Source organism: Nocardia sp. NPDC056564, from assembly GCF_042793755.1.
Classification (GTDB): Bacteria; Actinomycetota; Actinomycetes; order Mycobacteriales; family Mycobacteriaceae; genus Nocardia.
Window position 1 is genome coordinate 195,350 of the sequence record NZ_JBHTUR010000005.1, and the last position, 20,231, is coordinate 215,580.

At 65.2% G+C, this 20,231-nt stretch carries 14 protein-coding genes; 6 read left to right on the forward strand and 8 right to left on the reverse strand.

Going from position 1 to position 20,231, the window contains the following annotated elements:
* Positions 1–16: 16 nt before the first annotated feature.
* From ACFQ9K_RS15650 to ACFQ9K_RS15670, 5 genes are all read right to left on the reverse strand, one after another.
* Positions 17–2,119: an LGFP repeat-containing protein gene (locus tag ACFQ9K_RS15650; RefSeq protein WP_378718942.1), complete on the reverse strand. Its 2,103-nt coding sequence runs from the start codon at positions 2,117–2,119 to the stop codon at positions 17–19.
* A 574-nt stretch (positions 2,120–2,693) separates the two neighbouring features.
* Complete coding sequence (locus tag ACFQ9K_RS15655; protein WP_378718941.1) at positions 2,694–3,806, reverse strand: recombinase family protein; 1,113 nt, start codon at positions 3,804–3,806, stop codon at positions 2,694–2,696.
* A gap of 225 nt (positions 3,807–4,031) precedes the next feature.
* A complete protein-coding gene (locus ACFQ9K_RS15660; protein ID WP_378718939.1) occupies positions 4,032–7,916 on the reverse strand; it encodes a hypothetical protein in 3,885 nt (1,294 codons plus the stop codon).
* Between the two features lie 240 nt (positions 7,917–8,156).
* Complete coding sequence (gene arfB / locus ACFQ9K_RS15665) at positions 8,157–8,573, reverse strand: alternative ribosome rescue aminoacyl-tRNA hydrolase ArfB (RefSeq protein WP_378718937.1); 417 nt, start codon at positions 8,571–8,573, stop codon at positions 8,157–8,159.
* Between the two features lie 450 nt (positions 8,574–9,023).
* Positions 9,024–9,932: a LysR family transcriptional regulator gene (locus ACFQ9K_RS15670; RefSeq protein WP_378718935.1), complete on the reverse strand. Its 909-nt coding sequence runs from the start codon at positions 9,930–9,932 to the stop codon at positions 9,024–9,026.
* Between the two features lie 106 nt (positions 9,933–10,038).
* On the opposite strand from ACFQ9K_RS15670, the gene ACFQ9K_RS15675 reads away from it, so the two are divergent.
* On the forward strand, positions 10,039–10,914 hold the full coding sequence (locus ACFQ9K_RS15675) for a TIGR03619 family F420-dependent LLM class oxidoreductase (protein ID WP_378718934.1): 876 nt from the start codon (positions 10,039–10,041) through the stop codon (positions 10,912–10,914).
* Between the two features lie 425 nt (positions 10,915–11,339).
* Here the strand turns inward: ACFQ9K_RS15675 and ACFQ9K_RS15680 are convergent, their stop codons facing one another.
* Positions 11,340–13,352, reverse strand: a complete 2,013-nt coding sequence (locus tag ACFQ9K_RS15680) for an NACHT domain-containing protein (protein ID WP_378718932.1) — start codon at positions 13,350–13,352, stop codon at positions 11,340–11,342.
* A gap of 97 nt (positions 13,353–13,449) precedes the next feature.
* Between ACFQ9K_RS15680 and ACFQ9K_RS15685 the strand changes: the two genes are divergently transcribed.
* Positions 13,450–13,596, forward strand: a complete 147-nt coding sequence (locus ACFQ9K_RS15685) for a hypothetical protein (RefSeq protein ID WP_378718930.1) — start codon at positions 13,450–13,452, stop codon at positions 13,594–13,596.
* Between the two features lie 1,048 nt (positions 13,597–14,644).
* Here ACFQ9K_RS15685 and ACFQ9K_RS15690 read toward each other — a convergent pair.
* Positions 14,645–15,127, reverse strand: coding sequence for a hypothetical protein (locus ACFQ9K_RS15690; protein ID WP_378718928.1), 483 nt, complete (start codon positions 15,125–15,127; stop codon positions 14,645–14,647).
* A 779-nt stretch (positions 15,128–15,906) separates the two neighbouring features.
* Here ACFQ9K_RS15690 and ACFQ9K_RS15695 point away from each other — a divergent pair.
* The 4 genes from ACFQ9K_RS15695 (at position 15,907) to ACFQ9K_RS15710 (ending at position 19,191) form a co-directional block, all read left to right on the forward strand.
* Positions 15,907–17,292 (forward strand): cytochrome P450, encoded by a 1,386-nt coding sequence (locus ACFQ9K_RS15695; protein WP_378718926.1) that lies wholly within the window; start codon positions 15,907–15,909, stop codon positions 17,290–17,292.
* 161 nt (positions 17,293–17,453) lie between these two features.
* Positions 17,454–17,972 carry a hypothetical protein gene (locus tag ACFQ9K_RS15700; protein ID WP_378718925.1) on the forward strand — a complete coding sequence of 173 codons (519 nt, stop codon included), beginning with the start codon at positions 17,454–17,456 and terminating at the stop codon, positions 17,970–17,972.
* A gap of 53 nt (positions 17,973–18,025) precedes the next feature.
* On the forward strand, positions 18,026–18,340 hold the full coding sequence (locus ACFQ9K_RS15705) for a hypothetical protein (RefSeq protein WP_378718963.1): 315 nt from the start codon (positions 18,026–18,028) through the stop codon (positions 18,338–18,340).
* A complete protein-coding gene (locus ACFQ9K_RS15710) occupies positions 18,337–19,191 on the forward strand; it encodes an MAB_1171c family putative transporter (protein ID WP_378983320.1) in 855 nt (284 codons plus the stop codon). The genes ACFQ9K_RS15705 and ACFQ9K_RS15710 overlap by 4 nt, the downstream gene beginning before the upstream one ends.
* Positions 19,192–19,293: 102 nt before the next feature.
* Here ACFQ9K_RS15710 and sigJ read toward each other — a convergent pair whose 3' ends face one another.
* Entirely contained in the window at positions 19,294–20,181 is an 888-nt protein-coding gene (gene sigJ / locus ACFQ9K_RS15715) for an RNA polymerase sigma factor SigJ (RefSeq protein ID WP_378718924.1), read from the reverse strand.
* Between the last annotated feature and the right edge of the window lie 50 nt (positions 20,182–20,231).

Below are 20,231 nucleotides of genomic sequence, written 5' to 3' on the forward strand. Positions count from 1 at the left end.
GTTCACCTTCCTGCGTTCACATCGAGGGGTCGGCACGGATGTAGAACTTGTCACCGTCGCGGACTCTGTTGTCGTAGTAGAACCGGGCGATGACCTTTGCCTGCTCGCCGTTGGCGTCGACCGGAGTTGTCGGCACCATGCAGACGCTATAGCCATTCGGCCCGGTGCGTGACGGATCGACGCGGTCCATGTCACTGATGCGGCAGCCTGGAAAGGTACGGCCGTTGGGCGGCAACGTGACGTTGGGCGGCTGTGCGGCACCTTGATACGTGGAGCGAAACGGGTATTCGTCGCAGGAGAAGCCCGCGACCGAGTATCGTCCGGACGGGCACGCCCTGGCGCCGTTGCGCTCGCGCTGGTTGAAGTCGGTCATCCTGCTGAGCGTGCCGTTGGAATACAGCCGCGGTGCTCCGGGCAGTCCGGATTGCTGGGCTTTGCGAACATGGTCGGCGATGGTGGTCAGGTTTGGATCGGAAGCGAAGTCCATCACTCCCACGCGGTTGGGGAAAACACATCCCTGTCCTGGCAGTCTGGCCGAAATGCCGGGTACTCCACGGTCGTCGTCGCATCGAATCTCCGGGGAGAAGCTCGATATCGTGGCGCTACCCGGTGAGGTCTCGTGCCCGCCAGGGGAACTGTATTCGAGGTTGAGGGCCATGATCAGCGTCAAGATCTGGTTCGGCGCGAGGGTGCCTGGACCGAACTCATAGAACCCGAAGACCGAGCCGCCAGGTGTCAAACGTTCATTGACGATCTCGTCGTGCACGGTGACTGAGCAGGCCACGCCGGTACACGGGGTACGGCCGGTCACCGTGAACACCGTCGAAGTCATTTTCTCGACGGTGAACCGGACGCGGTACTCGGTCTGAGTGCGGTCGCCGCGGGTGATCAACTCTTGCTCGAGCTTGCCCGAGGCGGAGCCGATCACCTTGCCTTGCTTGTCGCGAAGCACGACGGTGTTGGGGTTGACCCCGCAGGCGTAGAGACGGTCGATCTGCCAGTACCCCAGTGTAAGTGGACGTCCTGCGAGTGCATCACTCCTTTTCTTCGCGTAGTCGCGGTCACATCCGGGGCGAAGAGTGATCGGGTCTGCGCGTAGTTGTGGGCCGGGTGCGGTGGCAGTCGGGTCAGGAATGTCGGTATATCCGGATCCAGCACAAATAGTGATGTCACTGTTACTGCTTTGTGTCTCCCGGCATCGATTCCAGGCTGTGCTGCCTGGCTGGGTGGGCAACGATGTGCGCCAGTCGGCATCGGGGGCATAGTCACGCCCGCCGGGTCCGGGTTGGTCCACCTTGTCTTCATCGGCGCCGTCTCCGCCATTGACCGGAGTCGGGACACGAATACGCCCGTTCTGGAAGTCTTGTTCGCGGCTGGAGCCGCCCGCCGATCGTTCATCGCCGACCGGGTACCCATACAGGCCGGCCTCGTATTGCTCGCTGCTCCATTCGATCAGGATCAGACCCGATACCGGGTGCGCTCCGGTACTCGGAGACCAGTAGATGACGCCCCTCTCGAATCGGTTGAACCGACCTTGCCCGTCAGGAGTTTTGATCTCGTCACTGGTCGGATAGCCTAAAGAACCTCCCTCCCAGCCGGTTTCACCCCACTTGTCGCGGATCGCGCCTGCGACGTAGTAGGCCTCGTTGAGTTTCCAGTAGATAGTGCCACCCTGGAAATACTGGCGGCGTCCGATGTTGTCGGGATTGACGAGTTCATCGGAGGTCGGGTAGCCGAGAACGCCGCCTTCCCAGCCGTTGCGCTGCCAGGCTGCGAAAAAGTGGTTGACCACCGGGTGTGCGCCGCCGACGGGTGACCAGTAGATCGGTCCGTTCTGGAATGTCGAGCGTTTGCCGACGCCGTCGGGGTTGCTCAACTCGTTGGAGGTCGGAAACAGCAAGAAGCTGTTGGGCCCACCCAGCTCGTTGTACTTGTCGCGGATCGCGCCGCAAACCTCATAGGGCGCAGGCCAATACACCTGACATCCATCGGTGGCCGTTGCTGAGCGTTGCTGCGGGCGGGCCGCTACCGCGGCTTCCATTGTCTCGGCCTTGTCGGCTTGCTCCTTGGTGAACCCGTCTGGGATCTTCTGGCAATCCGAACGCATCCGTCCTGGCACCACGCTCGACTGTGGGTTGTGGGTCGGTTCCCACTTGGCCGGGGCCTGCGAGCGAGCACCTGGAGTGCATGCGGGACCAGATGGCGCTGTGGTCGGCTTCGGAGATGTTGCGGGCGAGGACGATTGCGGAGCGCGGGTTGCCGGCGCTGCCGTCTGGCTGGGCTGTGGTGGTGTCGAACCCGAGGGGGATGCTGGTGCGATGCTCGGCGCCGTCGTCGTCGGCGTAGACGGCGGTGGGCTCGGCGTCGGGTCCGCGGCTGCGAGTTGCGCCCCCGCTATGATCAACAGTGCCGCGACACTGATCACCCCGGCCCGCAGCGGAATTCGGCGACCGGTCCGACGCTGCCAAGACGTTGATATCGATGAACGTTTCACCCTTGCCCCCCGCAGATAAGATTGCCAGTTCATTGCTGACGTGAAATCAGCATGCCACGCGATCCGATTACTGTCATCGATAAGCGACTGGGGAAATCAACTGGGCCAGTTGACCGATGACCAGATCGCGACCGCACAGCGCGGAATGAGGCGCAGGATCTGCGCACTGTCGAAGGCAGGGCTCGGTGTCGGACGATGGCTAGCGTTTCCGTAGATCGAGCTGTGTGTTAGCGCGTGCCCCCCGGACACCGAAAAGGCCGAAATATCTTGCAAAACAAAGGATTTCGGGCCTTCTCATATCGGTGGATCTCGGACTCGAAGGACTGATCGGTGGCCGATAAGCCTGTCGAGCAGCAGGCAGACGGGCTCGACGATCTCGAAGAACCCGACGTCGACGGACCGGCCCCCAGGTCGGTGACCGATTGTCGCAGACTCCGAGCCTGCTCCCGGCACGGGGCTCGAGGAACTCACGCCACACGGGTTCGGCGGGGTCGAACGAGATGGCGGATGGACATCGACCGCTCCCGATGCGGTGGCGTCGATCGAAGACGGTCGCGATCCAGTTATTTACCGGCACGATGAGGCGTGACTCGGCGAGGTTCACCGTTCTAGGATGGCTCTCGAGTGCGGGACTGCTGGGGGCGAGAGTGCTTGCCCTGCACCGATACCAGACGGAGTTGTCCTTGATTCCGCCTTCCATCTTCCGATCGCAGTCGCGACAACGGATTCGATACAGTTGGCGGCCGGAAACCCTGGTGCGTTCGAGCTTGGCCCGTCGTTGCAGTCCGCCGCCTCCGCGTGCCCGGCGTGCGAGTTGGACTTGGGTGTAGGTCTCGACGCTGATGATCGCGGGATGGGCGGGCTCTCGCGAACGGATCACGCGGTCGTTGCTCGACCTGCGGAACCGGACGACCTTGCCCGCCGCCACGTCGTCGCGGTCGAGCAGTTCTTCGTGTTTGGTCCAGCGGCCGAAGAAGGCGTATCCGGTGTAGCGCGGATTCTCCAGGATCGCGCGCACGGTGCTGGCCTGCCAACCGTCGCCCGATCGATGGCGGTTTCGGCGAGGGGTGTGAGCTGACGGACACAGAACGCCGTTATGTAGCCGGTCACCGATCACGCGCACCAGTTCGCGGTGGGATTCGCGCGGCACCGGGCGGTTCGGGCGCGGGTCGTCGATGATGACGACCGCGATCAAGTCGGGCTGGTAGTGCTGGCAGAACCGCAGCGCGTGGGCCAGGATCGGGGTGGTCGCGAGGTAGTCGTCGGCAAGCCGGTCACTATCGGTCAGGTAGAGGTCGGGGTCGATCGCCATCCCGCAGCGAATGTAGGTCTCGGGCCAACACCCGAGCCCCGGCCGGTTCGCGAACCTTCGCGAACGACCTTCGAACTGTCTGAACAGGATTCGACACCGGCACGGTTTGGACGGGTCTCGTCCAAGGCGCCTGCTGCGACAGCAACCATATTCGATCGGAGGACTCGGCCCGGCGAAATGGGCGCCGGGCCGGGCAACCGCGCGATTCGCGACCGGCGGTTCCGGTCAGTGCTGCGCACAGGGCGGCCGGAAGGGGAGGTCCGGTAGATGCGCCGCCCACACCTGCTCGGTCAACACCGAGCTGGTGGCCGCGCAGATGCGGTCGACGGCATGCTGCGGGTCGAGGTCCCACCAGCGCAGAGCGCCGAGTGCGCTGCCCGTCATCAGGTATTTGCCCGAGGGATGGAACGTCAACTCCCAGCCGTCCACCGGCGCGGCGGTGAGCAGCGGATATTTCACCGGAGTGGGATGCAGGCGATCGCTGAAGTCCCACAGCAGAACCTCCGAGCCGGGGCTCGACGATGCGAGCGTTCGCCCATCCGGGCTGAACGCGAGCGATTGCACCGTCCCGGTGTGCCCGGTCAAGGGATTGCCGATCGCAGCCGGGTGGCGGGGATCGGTGATATCCCACACCCCGATCGACCGATCGTCGCCGGTGCCGGCGATCAGGGTGCGTGAATCCGGCGCGAAGGCGACCGGTTCCCGCGCTCCGTCTCGACCCGCCGGGATACTCGACAGGGCTCTTGGCGCGGGGGGAACGGTCATGTCCCACAACGTGACCGGTGCCTTCCGTCCCCACGTCGCCAGCAAACGACCATCCGGGCTGAAGGCCCCGGCGGACACATTCGGCGCGGAAATCGGCGGTCCGACCAATACCGGCTTGTTCCGGTCGGCAAGATCCCAGATTCTGATCATGGTCGGCGATTCCTCAAGTATGGTTACCAGGAATCGCGAATCTGGGCTGAAGACACCGCGACCGAAATATTCTTGGCCCGGAAAGTCGGCCAGCCGGTGAATAGCCGCCGGGTCGGAAACATCGAACAGCGCCTCCGTAAACGTCTCCTTACCCTCCGTCGGCGCACTCGCGAGCAGCGTCCGCCCGTCAGGGCTTACCGCGGCGTTGCCCGTGCTCGCCCGCAACCGGCCGGCCTGGCGCGTCGACAGCGGATCATCGATCCGGAAAGTCTCGATGAACTCCGGATGCAGGGCGAATATCGCGACCCGCCCGCCGGCGTCGAGTCCCAGTTGGGTGGGCATGCCGGTATAGCCGAGTCGGCTCGAATCCCGTTCCGGCAGTGACCACATCCGAATCGCGCCGTTCATGCCGCTGGTCACCAGGCGTCCATCGGGGCCGAACGCCATGGCCCAGGTGACGTCCTTGTCTCCGGCGGTCAAGGTGGTGAACAACAGCGGATGCTCCCGCTCATCCAACGCCCACACCTGGGCTTGTCCCTGAGCCAGTCCGACCACCATTCGCTTGCCGTCCGGGCTGAACACCACTCCCGGCGACGCCTCGACCGTTATCGGTATTCCGATTCGGCGAGGTGTATTCGGATCGGCTATGTCCCAGAGTTCCAGCTTGGCTTTGTCTTTGATCTCCTTGTCGGGGAAAGCGACAACGAGGGTCCGGCCATCTGGGCTGAACCAGCTATCGTTCGCTCGCCCCGGCAGTCGTCCGAGCGCCCGGATATTGTGCAGATCCGACGTATCGAACAGTTGGATGCCCTCGTTGTTCTTGGTACTGGACATCAACCGCCAATTCGGACTGACCGGCCCGGGAACGTACTCTTCGCTCACGCGGCCTATCGGTAACCGCACATCTATTTTCTTCGGCTCGACAGGACTGCGGATGTCCCAGAACGCGCGCTCGTCACCGTTCGACGCCGTCAAAACGCGTCCGTCCGGGCTGAACTTCGGCAAACCATAGTCTCCGGCGAGACCGGTCACACTGATCGGAGCCGGGTTGGCCGGATCGCGCATATCCCACAACCGCAATGTGCGGTTACACATGCACGCGAGCATCGTCCCATCCGGATTGAACCCCAGGTACTGAGAGGAGTACTCGCCGACCGGGAGATTGGTCGCGATCTGCGCCAACTGTTTCGGGCTCGCCCCATCGGCGATGTCCAAGAGTCGAATGCCGTTGTCGGTACCCGACACCGCGAGCACCCCGCCATCCGGTCGAAGGGCCACGGCCGGACCGGTTCCGGCATTGTCGGTCAGCGGCGTGGCCAACGCCAGACTCTGGGAATCGAACAGGCGGGCGCGGACCCCGGCATCTCCGGGCCGGAGCCGGTTGGCTACCAATGTCAGCTGTGCCGACAGCGACGGATCGCTGTCGCGAACTCGGTCGGCCTCGGCGAGCACGCTGCTCAGGATCGCCCTGTCCCGCTGTTGTTTCGCCCTGTCGTTCTGGACGAATGCCACCCCGGCGAGCGCTAGCGCCGCGACCGTCAGAATGACCAGCGCGGCCCGGATCGCCGACGTTCGCCGTTGCGCCCTGCGCCGGGCGGCCTGACCCGCCGCCAGGAACTCCTGCGCCGCCGGGCCGATGGCGCCACCGGCCGCGTGTTCCTGCATCGTGACGAGCCGGGCGCCGCGATAGAGCAGAGACGAATCTCGCTCGTGCGCAACCCAATCGGTCGCGTCAACGTGCAGTCGCTGTCGTTCCAGGTAGCCGACCCGGTCCTCATCGATCCAGATCCGCAAGCGTGGCCAGGCATTCAGGACGATCTCGTGGGTGAGATAGGCCGATTCGGCGTCCAGGGTGATGAGGCGGGTCCGGGCCAGCACCTCGAGTGCCGTTTCGGCGGCTTCCACTGTCTGCCCGACCAATTCGGCGCGCGCGACCTTGCGGCGAGTGTCGCGGGAGTCGTCGCCGACGGTGACCAAGCCGAGCAGCACATGCTTGCCGACGGCCTGCTGAAATTCCGAAAGCTCGTTCCACGCGCGTTCGGCCGTCGCCGCGACCGACCCCAGCACACCGTCCGCCGCTCGATAACCATCGATGGTGAATCGTGCGCCCTCGCGGCGCTGCCAGACCGCCTCCATCACGTGCGACACCAATGGCAAAGCGCCCGGATCGTAGCCTCGGTGGACCCCGCCACCGCCGAGACCGCACAGCTCGCTGATGATCAGCTCTTCCAATCCGGATTCCAGCTTGTATCCGGCCAATTCGGCCGGACGCGTGATCGCTTCGGCCAGTTCGTCCAATCGCATCGGGCCGAGTAGGTAGCTGCGATGTTTGAGCGCGTCCTCGAGCAGCGGAATGTCCAGGCAGCGCGCGTAGAAGTCGGCGCGTACGGAGATGACGACCGCCGCCGGTGCCCGCTCGCCCCGAATCGCGATGTGCTCCAACGCCGCCAGGAAGTCGGTGCGTTGCTTGTCGTCGCGACAAAGGGTGAACAGTTCCTCGAACTGATCCACGATCAGCAGGCGGCGGCGATCGGGGGCCCACGAACCCAGCACCGCGCCGAGGAAGTCCGCTCCGTCGAGACTTCGCGAACCGTCGATATCGATCGCGGCCAGCAGCGCGAGCGCCGGATTGGTGCCGGGTGTGATCGTCACGGTCGCCCATTGGTCGGCCGGATCCGCTAGGGCCGGAATCAAACCCGCGTGCAGCAGCGATGATTTGCCCGCACCCGAAGCGCCGACCAGCACAATGATCCCGCCGTGCCCGGCGGGACCGACCGTGTCCCGGACCAGTTCGGCCAGCTCGGCGGTCGGCCTGGCCCGCCCGAAGAACAGCTCGGAATCCTCCCGGCGGTACGAGGTCAGTCCCAGGTACGGGCACTCCGAGAACTCCGACTCCGGGTTCCACGCGTTCGACTCCGACCACAATCGCTGCCACTCCTGCACATCCAGCCAAGCGGCCGGCGCCGGGGCGCTCGACTTGCGCACCTCGTCGATGAGCGTGAGCAGCACCGGCAGCAACGACTCGAACCGCGCGGGCACATTGCGACCCGACTTCCAATCGCTGATCCGCTGCACCGACGCGGCGCCCTTCTGTCCCGCCGGCCGCGCTCCACGCATCCGTGCCTCGGCCGCCGCCGCGACCCGGCGCAACGAAGGATTGCCCGCCGCGGCGAACAGCGCGGCGAACTGTTGCACGAAAACGGTTCTCGGCGACGGCCGCCGACGCGGGTCTGGTGGGCTCGAATCCATCTGCACTCCTATATCTCCTCCGGACCGGAGCGACGCTCCTGAACTGCCCCGAGATTAGGAGCGCTGACCGAAGCCGCCGCCACAGTATCCAGCGAACCCGCAGGTAGGAGGATCGAATACAGTTCCGGACCGGACACTACCGGCAACCGGATCCCCTGCCGCGGTCGATTCCGGCCCGCTGTTCGGTCAGTCGTCGGGGGAGGCGCGGCGGTTGCGTTTGGTGATGCCGCGCCGCTTCTTCGCGACGATGCGCCGTTCCTTCGCGCCGCAGGAGGGCTTGGTGGCGCGGCGAACGGGTGGTGGTGCGGCAGCCGCGTCGCGCAGCACTGCGGCCAGGCGTTCCCGGGCGGCCGCGCGGTTCTGTAGCTGGGCGCGTTGCTCCGAGGCGGCGATCGTGAGCACCCCGTTGACCAGGCGGTCGAGCATCCGGGTGCGCAGTGACTCCGGCACCGAGGGCGGGTTGGCTAGGTCGAACGACAGCTCTACCCGGCTGTCGGTGGTGTTGACGTGCTGCCCGCCTGGACCGGACGACCGGGAGAACCGCTCGCGCAACTCGGACGCGGGTATCACCAGCCCTTGGGATACGGTCAGGTCCTCCGCCATGATCCGCCGCCGCGCTTTCCTGGAGTTGACCAGTCCGGCTCGACTGAATGGTGACCTCGTAGTTCACCATAGCGATCACCTGGTCGGCCGCGTCTGCGTCACCGCCGGTGACATCTGCTATCCGATCAACTGAAACCGATCAGCAAGCCCCCTCGGGACGCCAGAACCCGTGGGGGCTTCGCCGGCTCCTACCGGGGCGGGCTAAACGTGTTGATGGACGAGTCATCCCAGGTTTCTGTCTTTCGGTTACGTTCTCATCTCAGCGCTCGTGTCGGCGACCGCGTGATCAGTGGTCTCCCGGCGACCGGCCGTTCTACCGCAGCCTCGGCTTTCGGGTCCTCGGACACGGTTACGGCATCAACATCGGCCCACGACCTGCGCGAGACTCGGCATCGCTACCGAGGCCGACGAAAGAATGTTCGTCAAGAAGCGGGGCGAGGCGAAGGCAGGTCAGGTCTTGAGGCGTTCTCGCAGTTCGACATTCAGTTGTGCGCTGGCGTCGAGGAGGGCCTCGCGGAGGATGCGGTTGGCTGGGTTGGGGGTGTGGGCCAGGACTGTTCGGCGGGTGGCGGCGGGGTCGTCTATGGGGAGGATCGCGATGGTGGCGGGCAGCGCGGGGATGGCCAGGCCGGGGACGAGGGTGATGCCGAGGCCTGCGGCGACCAGGCCCCATTTGGTGACCCAGTCCCGGGCCACGTGGGAGATGATCGGTTGCCAGGAGGCATTGGTCCAGGCGCCGAGCAGCGAGGTGTGGGATTCTTCGCTGCCGACGATCCATTTCTCGGTACGCAGCGCCGCGATCGAGGTGCTGCTCTGGTGTGCCAGCCGATGCCCTTGGCGCACAGCCAGATACAGGGTGTCTTGGGGCAGCGGGGTCACCTCGATGCCGTCGGGGACGTCGAATTCGCCGGAGAGTACGGCCAGATCGATGCGGCGGCGGGTGAGAGCGGTCAGCAGGTGCGGGCTCGTGCCCTCGCGGAGCTGCACGGTGAGCAGGGGATTATGTTGTGCGGCAATGGTGATGGCGCGTGGTACGAGTGCGGCGGTGGCGGTCGAGAAGGCGCCGAGGCGGATGCGCGCCGTGGTGTGCTTACTGAGGTCGCGTAGTTCGCTCTGGGCGCGGTCCAGGGCTTCGAGCACCGATTCGGCGTGCCGCGCCACGATGCGGCCAGCTTCGGTCGGCCGCACGCCACGAGCGTGCCGGTCGAACAGCTGTCGGCCGGTGACCTGTTCGATCAGCGAGACCTGGCGCGAAATCGCCGACTGCGTGTAGCCCAATCTTTCCGCCGCCGCCGAGAAGGAGCCGGTACGCACCGCCTCGCGGACGACTCGCAGTCCGGGCACTGTGAAGTCAGACATGCGCAATACTCATATCAGCTGTGCGAGACTATCGCTAGTCGCATCGCTGGCTCGGTCTTAGATTCCATTGCGTGTCTTGTTTCGGAACGAGTAGGCGGTGCCGGTCATGAAGCTGGGACTGTTCGCGATCAATTACGGCGCGTGCGCCGATCCTGCCACCGCTGTCCGCGTGGCCCGGCATGCCGAGGCGGCCGGGCTCGAATCTCTCTGGAGTGGGGAGCATCTGGTATTGCCGGACCCGGCTCCCGCGGGATTCGCGTTGTCTCCGACGCTCCCGATGCTGGACACCGTCGTCGGTCTGACTCTGGTTGCGGCGCATACGACTACGGTGAAAGTCGCGAGCGGCATCATCGTCCTGCCGCTGCGGAACCCGGTCGTGCTCGCGAAGGAATTGGCGAGCCTCGATCAGGTGGCACAGGGCCGGCTGATCGTCGGTGTCGGTGCGGGCTACGTCCGGGCGGAATTCGACGCCGTCGGTGTCGCCAGGTCGGAGCGGGCCGCCCGCACCGACGACTTCATCCACGCCATGCGGGCCCTGTGGAGCATGCCCGAGCCCGCCTACCACGGCCGCTACGTCAGCTTCTCCGGAATCGACGCCCATCCGCGACCACGGCAACAGCCGGGCCCGCCGATCGTCGTGGCCTCGGGTGGTCCCGTGGCCGACCGCCGCGCGGTCACCCTGGCCGACGGCTGGTATGGCTTCGGGCTGGATCTGAACCAAACCCGTGTGCACCTCGAGAACCTGGCGGCCGCCGGCCGGAAATACGAGCGACCAGCAGAGCTGGGCCGGTTGGAGATCACCGTGACACCGGCCGGCCCGGTGCACCGAGATACCGTCGCGCAGTACGCGGCGCTCGGGGTCGATCGGCTGGTCCTGCTTCCGCACCCGTCCACCGACTACACCGCACGTCATCAGCCGGTTCCCGTCGATCGGATCCTGCGCACCATCGATGACGCGGTAGCGAACTATCGCGATATCTGAACTCCGACGCTTGCGTAGCGATCCCCACGGGACGTTCAAGCGGTGAGGTGCCGGGGGAGGAAGAGGGCGGTGCGGGCGCGCTCAGCGAGGCGGGTGGCGTCGTCGCTGCGGCCTGCCGGTACGGCGCACCGTCGGTGGGTATTGCGATATCGGGCGTCGGTTCCACGGCGGATTCGTCCTTTCCGGATCGGCCGAGCACACGGGCCCGTAGGATGAGCCTGGGAACCGACGCGGACGCGGCGAAATGACTTGCGCGGCCGAACCAGAGAACGCAAATCGGGTCAGAGCCGTATCGCAATGAGCGGGGTGGTCCCGTGGACCGCGCACGGCCTCGGTCTCGGTGAACCCGACCTCGTCAGCACACGGTGAGCAGCGCCGCCTGTGTCGCGCTCGAATCCGACGAGGCATCCGATGCTCGGTGGTCGTCAGCCGTTTCTCGGTGGCAGCGCACGATCGCGCGCAAGGGAGATCGAATGGCTCAGTTGTGCGAGAAGGCGATCCAGGCGAGTCGGGTCAGGTGCTGGATCGTGCGCTTTGACCCATACCCGCAGTGTGTCGTGGCGGAAGTGATAGGCGGCGTCGGAGACACCGAGCAAGCCGCTGTGACGGGCCCATTCCAAGAACCGCGCCGGATGATCGGGGAAAGTTTTCGTGATCGAGAAGATCATCGAGGCGGTCAGATGGCGACCGGTGACGGTGCCTGCCATCAGGGCCGCGACGACCCCGAAGCTCCCCGCCGAATACAGCGGTACGAGGTAGCTGCCATCGGGCTCGCCGCCGATTTGGTCCACCGCGACCAGGCCGGTCCAGTATGCGGCCGTGACCAGTGCGCCGACTACCGCCGCGGCCGTCGCGTCATCCCGTACCAGGCGGTTCTCGTGCATGACCAGTCTGCCGTGGTCCTTGACGTCCACCAACAAGAATTTGATCAGCCCGTAGGCGACGAACGCGGGGGCTGCTAACGCTGCCCACACGACCAACTCATCGGGGGTGCCGTCGGCGAAAAGACTGACCACACCGAACCCAACGCTCAGGATGATCCCCAAGAAGATCGGCTCAGCCAGACGTTTCCACCATGGGCGCCCCGGTATCGACCAGGCCATGCGTCTGCCGAGCTCACCCGGACTGCCACCGATCACGGCCGCGACTATCACCGTGGAAGCGACCCCAAGCCAGGGCCATCCCTCGTCGAACAGCCACGACTCTGCGTCTTCGGGAGGATTCAGAAGCGCTGGCATGAACAGGAGCAGTGCGATCAGTCCGCACAGGAATGCGTGCAGGACCCGACAGCGGATCGGTCCGGCCAATTGCCACACCTGGTCCAGCCAGATCGTGGTTGCGTCGCCGCCAGCGACACCGCGTTCATCGAGGTGGCGCGCGAGGGTAGCCAGCCATCGAGTGACCGCGTCCGCCTCGGCGAACGCCTCGTAGTCTCCGCCGCGCTCCGCCCCGGCCGCCGCCGTCGGAATTTGCTGGTCGAGCAGGCTGTCGCGTACCTCCTCCGGTTCGGCACAGCGCGCGAGTCTGCCGACGATCGCCGGATCGTGGCGTTGCGCCGAATCGGCCAGCACGAGCATCAATGGCGTTCGCAGCGCGGTGGCCAACGGCCCCGCCGGGTCGTTCCGGACGTGCTCGATGACTTCTTGCCACGCATCGTCAGCGACGTCCTCATCACCTTGCTGATCGTTCAAATAGCGGACGATGTCGGTGGTGGTGAAGGCCTGCATGGTCATTGCCGTCGCGCTCTGCAGGCGCGCACCGGTTCCGCGCAGTTCCTCGAAATCCTCGGTGCGGCAGAGCACGACGAGCGGCCGATGCAACCACGGTGGCTTGTTGAGCCATGCGAGTGCCTCCTTCGCTGTTTCGAGGGAGTCCAGTTCGTCGAAGCCGTCGATCAACGGCAGGACACGACCGGTCTTCACCAAAGCGTGGGCTACCCGCCGGTGCACCATATAGTCGGCGCTCAAGCGTTCGGCCAGCCAGTCGCCGACAAATTGCGTGCCGTTCCACCCGGCGGCGTGCACCCGCACCGCAACCGGCTCGTCGGCTCGTCGCTCGTCGTCGTACGCGCGTCGCTCTTCGAGGAGTCCGAGCGTCAAATGCGTTGCGGCTGAAGTCTTCCCGCTGCCGGACTCGCCGAGTATCAACACCCGTCGTAGCACATCTGGTCGCTGTAGATGCTGCATGATGCCGGTGGCCTCGATCGATGATGATCCGGCCTTGGTTCGCACGGCGACATGAACGACCACCGGCCGATCTCCTGGTCCGGCTCTCAACTGATCGCGCAGCTGCGTCTCTCGTCTGCGTACCTGGTCTGCGAGGTTATCGGCGTACCTGGCCAGCGAAGGGCGGGAAATGTCCGGCCGGAACCGGCGCCACAGCGGGACGGCGCCCTTGGCCATGAGTCTCAACAACGTGCCGTCAACCGGGTTCGTCACGAGATTATCGTGCCAGCGACGGCTCGGCCTGACGGCGAAATCGAGCAGCGCGAACGCCGAGGTCGGAACTCGCGCAACGGAAGTACCGTCTCATCGGATGACCGCAGATTCGTTGTCCCGCAACAGTACATTGGGGCCGCCCGTCCGCGTCGAGTCGACGGTGCGGCGGCACTCGTCGATCCCGTTCGATCCACAGCTCGCGATGGACGACCGCCTCGGCTACCCGCCGAGGACGGAGCAGTAGGCGACTCGTCTCGAGGACGACCTCGCGACCCGGCGTTACTTCACTCGTCGTACAAGCAACTTTCGCACTGGCGGACGTACCGTCATGCCGCTGGGTGCGCGTTCTGTGTGGTGAGATCGACTGCCGCGCAGAACATCCGGCACTGCGCAACTTGCCACCAGGCAAGCTCACGCACACGAGTGTTGATGTGCGCTCGTCGACACAGCGGCGTGGCTACTCTCGGCGTGGAATCGCGAACAGGACTACACCCAGCACGGCTATGACACCTCCGAACAGAAGGTTCAAGATCCCCAAACTTTCCAGGGGCCACATTCCCTGCGAGACGTAATAAGAACCCGCCCAGGCGAATCCCATCGCGACCATGGCAGTCGGAGCCAGCCATCGAACTCCCGAAGCTCCCCGTGGTGGGCCCGGATCAGGGGGTGGCGGCGAGCCCGATTCTGGCGATGGCGATGGCGATGGATTCCCCTCGGGGGGAGGTTGCGGCCGTGCGAGACGAAGCTGGGCCACCGCAGCCCATGTAGCGATGACACCGGCGATCGTGGCGATGAGTGTCAGGATCAGTCCCGCTGCCTCATGTGGCTTCACGTAACCATGATTGCGCAACTCGGCCGGATAGGCACCCCCGGAAAACGCCCTCTTCTGCCGCGACCCACGCGGTCTGGAAGCCTGCGCGGCCCTATGGAAGATCTACGGGCAGAGATCATCTCAGCGTGGGCAATGCGCCCTCATACCGATGGTCGAGTGATGCTCGTTGCGTGCAACTGTATTAGAGCGCGGAGTCGGATAACAGCGGGGCTCTGCTCAGCGGACTGGTCCCCGTCCACCTGCAAGGCCTGACAGGGCGCATCGGCCTCGACTGCCGTCCCGCCGAAGAGTCCGACTTCCCGCCTGAGCCACCGCCCAGTTCGCGCATAATCCGAGATACCGTGCAGAACGCCACGTCGTGGCCGCGGCGATGCAGGTAGCGGGTCATTTTCTGCTCGGTATTCGGGCACTCCGTCGCCCTCGACCGACAGACCGACCACTGCCCTGCGTGCTTACCGGCTCACTTCAGGCGGAACGGAATGTCCGGCGGTGCGTCGGGTGGTTGGGCCGAGTTGTCCGGTAGCGGTGGGGGATCGATGCCGAAGGACCTGTCGGACGCGTCGGTTGAGGTCTCGTGCGGCTCGTCGGTGGCGGGGTGCGCGTCTGTCCTGTCGTGGGCCGGCTCCGGCTGTTCGGTGCCCGGGTGCTCGCGGATCGGTGGGAACGAGATGGTCTCGGGCGGTGGGGTTTCGGTGCTGCGCAGCAGCAGATCGCCACTCACCCAGAGGGTTCCGTTCGGTCCGCGGATCTCGAGCACGCCCAGGGCACGGATGCGATGCCCGGCGGTGCCTCCATTGGCGGTTTCCATGGGGGTGCCGAAGCGCAGGAGTTCGCGGCGGTTGCTGGTTACGGTGCCGGATTGGCCATGGCCGGCGTGCTCGCCGGTGAGCGGGGTGTTGAAGGTGCCACGCTGGCTGCCTTCTCCGGTGTAGCGGACGTTCATGCCGAACGCCGCGGCCGTGGACCGGGTGTTGTCGACCTGGGCGCCGAAGCCGTCGCCGGACCATTCGACGCGGTGGATAGGACGGGTCGCAGGTAGTGCTGTTTACGTGGAGACGTCGAGACCCGATCCGCGCGCCGAGGAGCCCGGCGCGGACAGCAGCTATCTCATCGCAGCGGTCGCCGCCCTCGCGATCTGTCGACGTCGATCCCAAACGGTCAGCAACGCAACAGGTTCCGCGTATCAGTAACGGTATCTGCGAAAGTGTTCTGGCCGAGACGTCGTCGGCGTTGTCGAATCGATCAGCGATCGTGGTGATGCGCCGCTGCAGTTCGATTGATCGGAGTTCGTCGTCCGCCCGGCCGCCGGAGCGATGCGCGGTGTGGGCCAATGTCAGGAGCGCGATGGTGGACTGCACCATGCATCCCTGGACGATCGGTTGTAACGCCGGCCCGTCGTACGCGTACCCGGATCTCGACTGTAAGGAAGGCGAAGGGAAGGACGGATTCCGCGACAAGGCGGACAGTTGAGACGGATGGACCAGGGCGCCGATATCAACAGGTGAGGTCGGGCTTGTTGCCCATCCCTCGGTTGGGTAACATGCGAGTGTTCTGCGAACACGATTGTCTATAGGTCGACGATTTGATCGTCGATTCGATCCTCATGGCACCGGGACCCGACGCATCGACTGGCTGTCCGGCCTGGCGGAACACCATGTAAACCACGGGGGCTCGGGGGTCGACAGTCTACGGTGGATCGAACGTCGAAGGGATTATCGCGCTGTGAACGAGTTTCCGCACCCGCCTAACAGACTTCCCGTGCTAGGTGACGTGTTGTCGCTCAACCCTGGTAAGCCGGTTCAGTCGATGGCTGAGCTTGCGGACAAGCTCGGTCCCGTCTATGAGTTGCGCTTCGGTCCGATGTGGATGGTGATCGTCAACAGTGCGGAACTTGTTGACGAGGTGCAATCGGAAGCCCTGTGGGAGAAGGAATTCGGGCCTCCGATCCGGCGCCTGCGGAAGGTGGTCCGCACCGGATTGATAGCTGCGGCGACCGAGGATCCGCAGTGGGGGGCCGCGCACCGCGTCCTCATGCCTGGGTTCAGCCGCGAGGCGATGCGCGGGTATCACCTGACGATGGTGCAGGTGGTCGCTGAGCTGATACGTAAGTGGGAGCGCGGCAGCGATCCCGTCGACGTTGCGGTCGAAATGAACTCCATGGCACTGGAAGTCATCGCGCGCGCGGGATTCGGGCACAGCTTCACGACGCTCGACGAGCCGCCCGCGGGCAACGGTCTGCCGGTCGTGAAACTGATGGTCGACGTGCTTCGGTATGCCAGTCGCCCGGTTTCGGTAAAGCTCGTCGATGCGACGATCGGTCGATTCGCCCTGCGGCGCCACCGGCGCAACATCACCGAGCTACAGCGAATCGCCGACAGCCTGATCGACAATTGCCCGCCGGTGGGCGACGGGACGCCAAATCTCTTGCAGCACATGATGGAGACGCCGGATCCGGACACCGGGCAACGGCTGTCGCGGACGGTCGTGCGGGACCAGGTACTCACCTTTCTGATCGCCGGCCACGAAACCAGCGCGAACACTTTGACTTTCGCGCTGCACGCGCTGGGGGACCGGCCGGACATCGTCGAACGAGTGCGTGCGGAGATCGACACGGTCGCCGGAGGTGACCCCGCGACGCTCACCTATGAGCAGGTGGCCAAGCTGCAGTATCTGCGTCGAGTTGTCGACGAGATCCTGCGACTGTGGCCGGTGGCGGGCGGGTACTTCCGGCGTCCCAAACAGGACACGCACCTGGGGAAGCATCGCATCGGTCGCGGCGCATGGGTGTATGTGAATCTCCTTGCCGTCCATCGCGACAAGTGCGCGTGGGGACCCGACGCCGACCGGTTCGACCCGGATCGATTCGCCCCGGGCGCCACCCCGCGGCGCCCGGCGGGGGCGTACAAGCCGTTCGGCATCGGAGTGCGTTCATGTATCGGTCGGCAGTTCGCGATCCATGAAATCGTGCTGACCCTCGCGCACGTGCTGTATGCATTCGACTTGGAGCCTGATCCGCACTATCGACTTGCGGTCGACGAGCTCGTCACGCTGAAACCGGTTGGGCTCGCGATGCGGATGCGTTCCCGGACTCAGCTTCCGGCTTCGTGACTATTGCCTCCCGCCGCTCGGTCTGAGAACCTTGCAGCCATGTGCGGCGGCACCCGGTGCGCTAGACGCGCGCCGGAGGCGCTGGAGGGGCACTCCTCGGCATCGTTCGCCGCCGCGCCGGTAATGCGTTGCGCTAAGACTTTTTCGAGGGGGCAGGCGCGGTGTCCGATGTGCCAGGACGGTTCGCGGATTTGCTGCGGGATATCGAGATTCCCTATCCGTGGGAGCGCGACACCTTTGTCTCCGCGGTGGGGCGCCATCGCGGGCGACCGATCCGGCTACAGCCGGTCGAGGATCCGGCACTGCTGTCCGGTGTCGGATGCGGAACAACCACCAGTGGCCTGTGGATCAAGACAACGCACGCTGACATCGTCTTGTACTTCGCCGATACGGAATGGCATGCCGATCATGTGATCTCGCACGAGATAGGGCACATGCTGTTGGGTCACGATGAAGAAGGCGCCGCTGACGGCGGCCCCGCGGACCGGCTGCCGTTGCACGAACTCATGCCCTCGCTGTCGCCCGATGCGATCAAATGCGCCCTCGGCCGAAACGATTACAGCAGCGAACGAGAAACGGCGGCAGAGACTTTCGCGGATCTACTGATGGTCGAAGCCGCCCTGCCGCGTAGGCGGCCCTCGGTCGCGCGCCGCACGCTCTTCCGGACGCGACACCGATGACATCAGAGATACCGGGGATCATCCAGTGGACGGCATTCGTTGTCGTCGCCGTCGTGATCGCGGGCCGCTACCTCCTGGTGGCTCAAACGCCGATGGACCGGTTGGGCACTCGCGCACTGTTGTTCGGGCTCGTCTGCGACATGATGCGCAACGCCAGCGTCCAACATGCCATTACCCGCGTCTGCTGGATGTTCGACGACGCCTACGTGATCAACGTCGTTCGGCAGGTGTCCTTCGGCCCGCTGCTGCTTTCGATCATGTGCATCTACGGCATGCCCGGTTCGCCGCCTCTCCCGACGACGACTGGTCAATCGTGGCTCGTCGCCAGCGACGCTACGATGCCGTGGCAGTCACCGCCGCCGCGGTGATCCTCGCGGCTGGAACCCCAGCTCGTGCGCACAACATGCTGATCGACGAATACCAGGGTTGGGGTGCGGCCATCGTATGGATCACATACTATTCCGTGCTCGCGGCGAGTTCGGTATCGATCATCAAGATGATGGTCGCGGAACTGCGCAGCGGCGACAACACCACCCGCGAAATTGTCATCTACCTGGTTGTTCTCAGCTACTTCGGTTATCTCACCATCGAGTCGGTCTACGTTCCCGCCGAGACGGTGATCGCGGTGGTCGCCCACGCCGCGGCGCAGGACCCGTCGATGCAGTCCAGGGCGTTCACCGCGTTCGTAGCACTTGTCATCGGTACCGCCATCCTCACCGTCCCGCTCGTGGGAGCCCTGCTCGTCCGCACCGGATGGGATAAACCGGGACGTTATTGTCGTCGCATTCGACCGCTGTGGCGCGATCTGACCGACTGCTATCCGGAAGTGGTCCTCGAACGTCCGGCAACCGGCACCGCAGCCGATTCGATCAGCCAACTGCACCGCATGACAATGGAAATTCGGGACTGTCTCGTCCGCCTGAACCGCTACATATCGGGCGTGCCACCCCATCGCGCCGCGGGCTCCGAACACGACGAACTGTGCGACTACGCGCGTCGAATCTCCGCCGCGGTCGCCGCGAAACGCAGCGGACAACTCCCGCCGCCGGCCGGCCGCACCGAGCATTACACGCGCCCCGCACAGCGTCGCGATCTCGAAGCCGAGCTGAATCAGCTCATCGAGCTCTCGCGCATCTGGCGACGAATCCACGGCCGATCCGGAATCACGACTGCTATCTCCGCGGCAGTTCCGGACCGATCGAGTCGGAGTCCTTGCTGACGGCGCTGGTTCGGGTGGAGCGACGATGGCCAGTTCGGCACGTGGCGATCGTCGACCGTCGTGACGGACTCGATGACACCGAACCCCCGGGACGGCAGTGATTCACGCCGTCCAGCGCCGCAGCTTCTCCGGATTCCGGATCACCCAGATGCGGGTGATCCGGCCGTCGGCGATATCGAACGCGTAGACCGACACGACGGTGCCGTCGATCTCGCCGACCAAACCGGGCTGGCCGTTGACGGTCCGCTCCAGCAGGGTGACGGGCGTGCTGCGGGAGGCGATCTCCGTCCAGGCATGCGCGATCGCCTCGCCGCCCTGAATCGGTTCGAGGAAAGCCAGGGCCAGCCCGCCGCCATCGGCCGTCGCGGTCGCCTCCGGATCGAGCAGTCCGATAAGAGCCTCGATATCCTTTGTCTCCCAAGCCTGTTTGAAATCGCGAACCACCTCGGCGCGCTCGCCGGACGGCGCGCTGCGGGAGGTGTCGATGCGGCGGCGCGCGCTCGAGGCCAGCTGGCGGCAGGCGGCGGGGGTGCGGCCGACCACCTCGGCGATCTCGGCGAACGAATACCGGAACACATCGTGTAGGACGAAGGCGACACGTTCGGCCGGTGTCATGGAGTCCAGAACGACCAGGAACGCCATGCTGATCGACTCGTCGAGGGTGACCCGGTCGGCGGGGTCGACCGGATCGCGACCGTCGCGCCACGCCGACCGTTCGGGGACCGGCTCCGGAAGCCATTCGCCCACATAGCTTTCCCTGCGGGCGCGCGCCGAGCCGAGCAGATCCAGGCAGATGCGGCCCGCGACCGTGGTGAACCACGCGCCGGGCGCGGCGACCTCCCGTCGCTGCGCCTCCGAGAGCGCGTACCAGCGTGCGTAGGTCTCCTGCACCACATCCTCGGCCTCGGCCAGCGAGCCGAGCAGCCGGTAGGCGAGATTGATCAGCTGGCGGCGTTCGGCCATCACTGCGGGTAGCTGCGGATCGGTCATGGTCGTCTCCTTCGGGATCGTGTGTGCCTCACCGAATCGACGAATCACCC

Coding starts and splice junctions, on each gene's coding strand:
- ACFQ9K_RS15655 (WP_378718941.1), bottom strand. CDS start 3,806: ATGGCGATCGACCCCGACCTCTACCTGACCGATAGTGACCGGCTTGCC.
- arfB (WP_378718937.1), bottom strand. CDS start 8,573: ATGGCGGAGGACCTGACCGTATCCCAAGGGCTGGTGATACCCGCGTCC.
- ACFQ9K_RS15670 (WP_378718935.1), bottom strand. CDS start 9,932: ATGTCTGACTTCACAGTGCCCGGACTGCGAGTCGTCCGCGAGGCGGTG.
- ACFQ9K_RS15675 (WP_378718934.1), top strand. CDS start 10,039: ATGAAGCTGGGACTGTTCGCGATCAATTACGGCGCGTGCGCCGATCCT.
- ACFQ9K_RS15685 (WP_378718930.1), top strand. CDS start 13,450: ATGACCGCAGATTCGTTGTCCCGCAACAGTACATTGGGGCCGCCCGTC.
- ACFQ9K_RS15690 (WP_378718928.1), bottom strand. CDS start 15,127: ATGAACGTCCGCTACACCGGAGAAGGCAGCCAGCGTGGCACCTTCAAC.
- sigJ (WP_378718924.1), bottom strand. CDS start 20,181: ATGACCGATCCGCAGCTACCCGCAGTGATGGCCGAACGCCGCCAGCTG.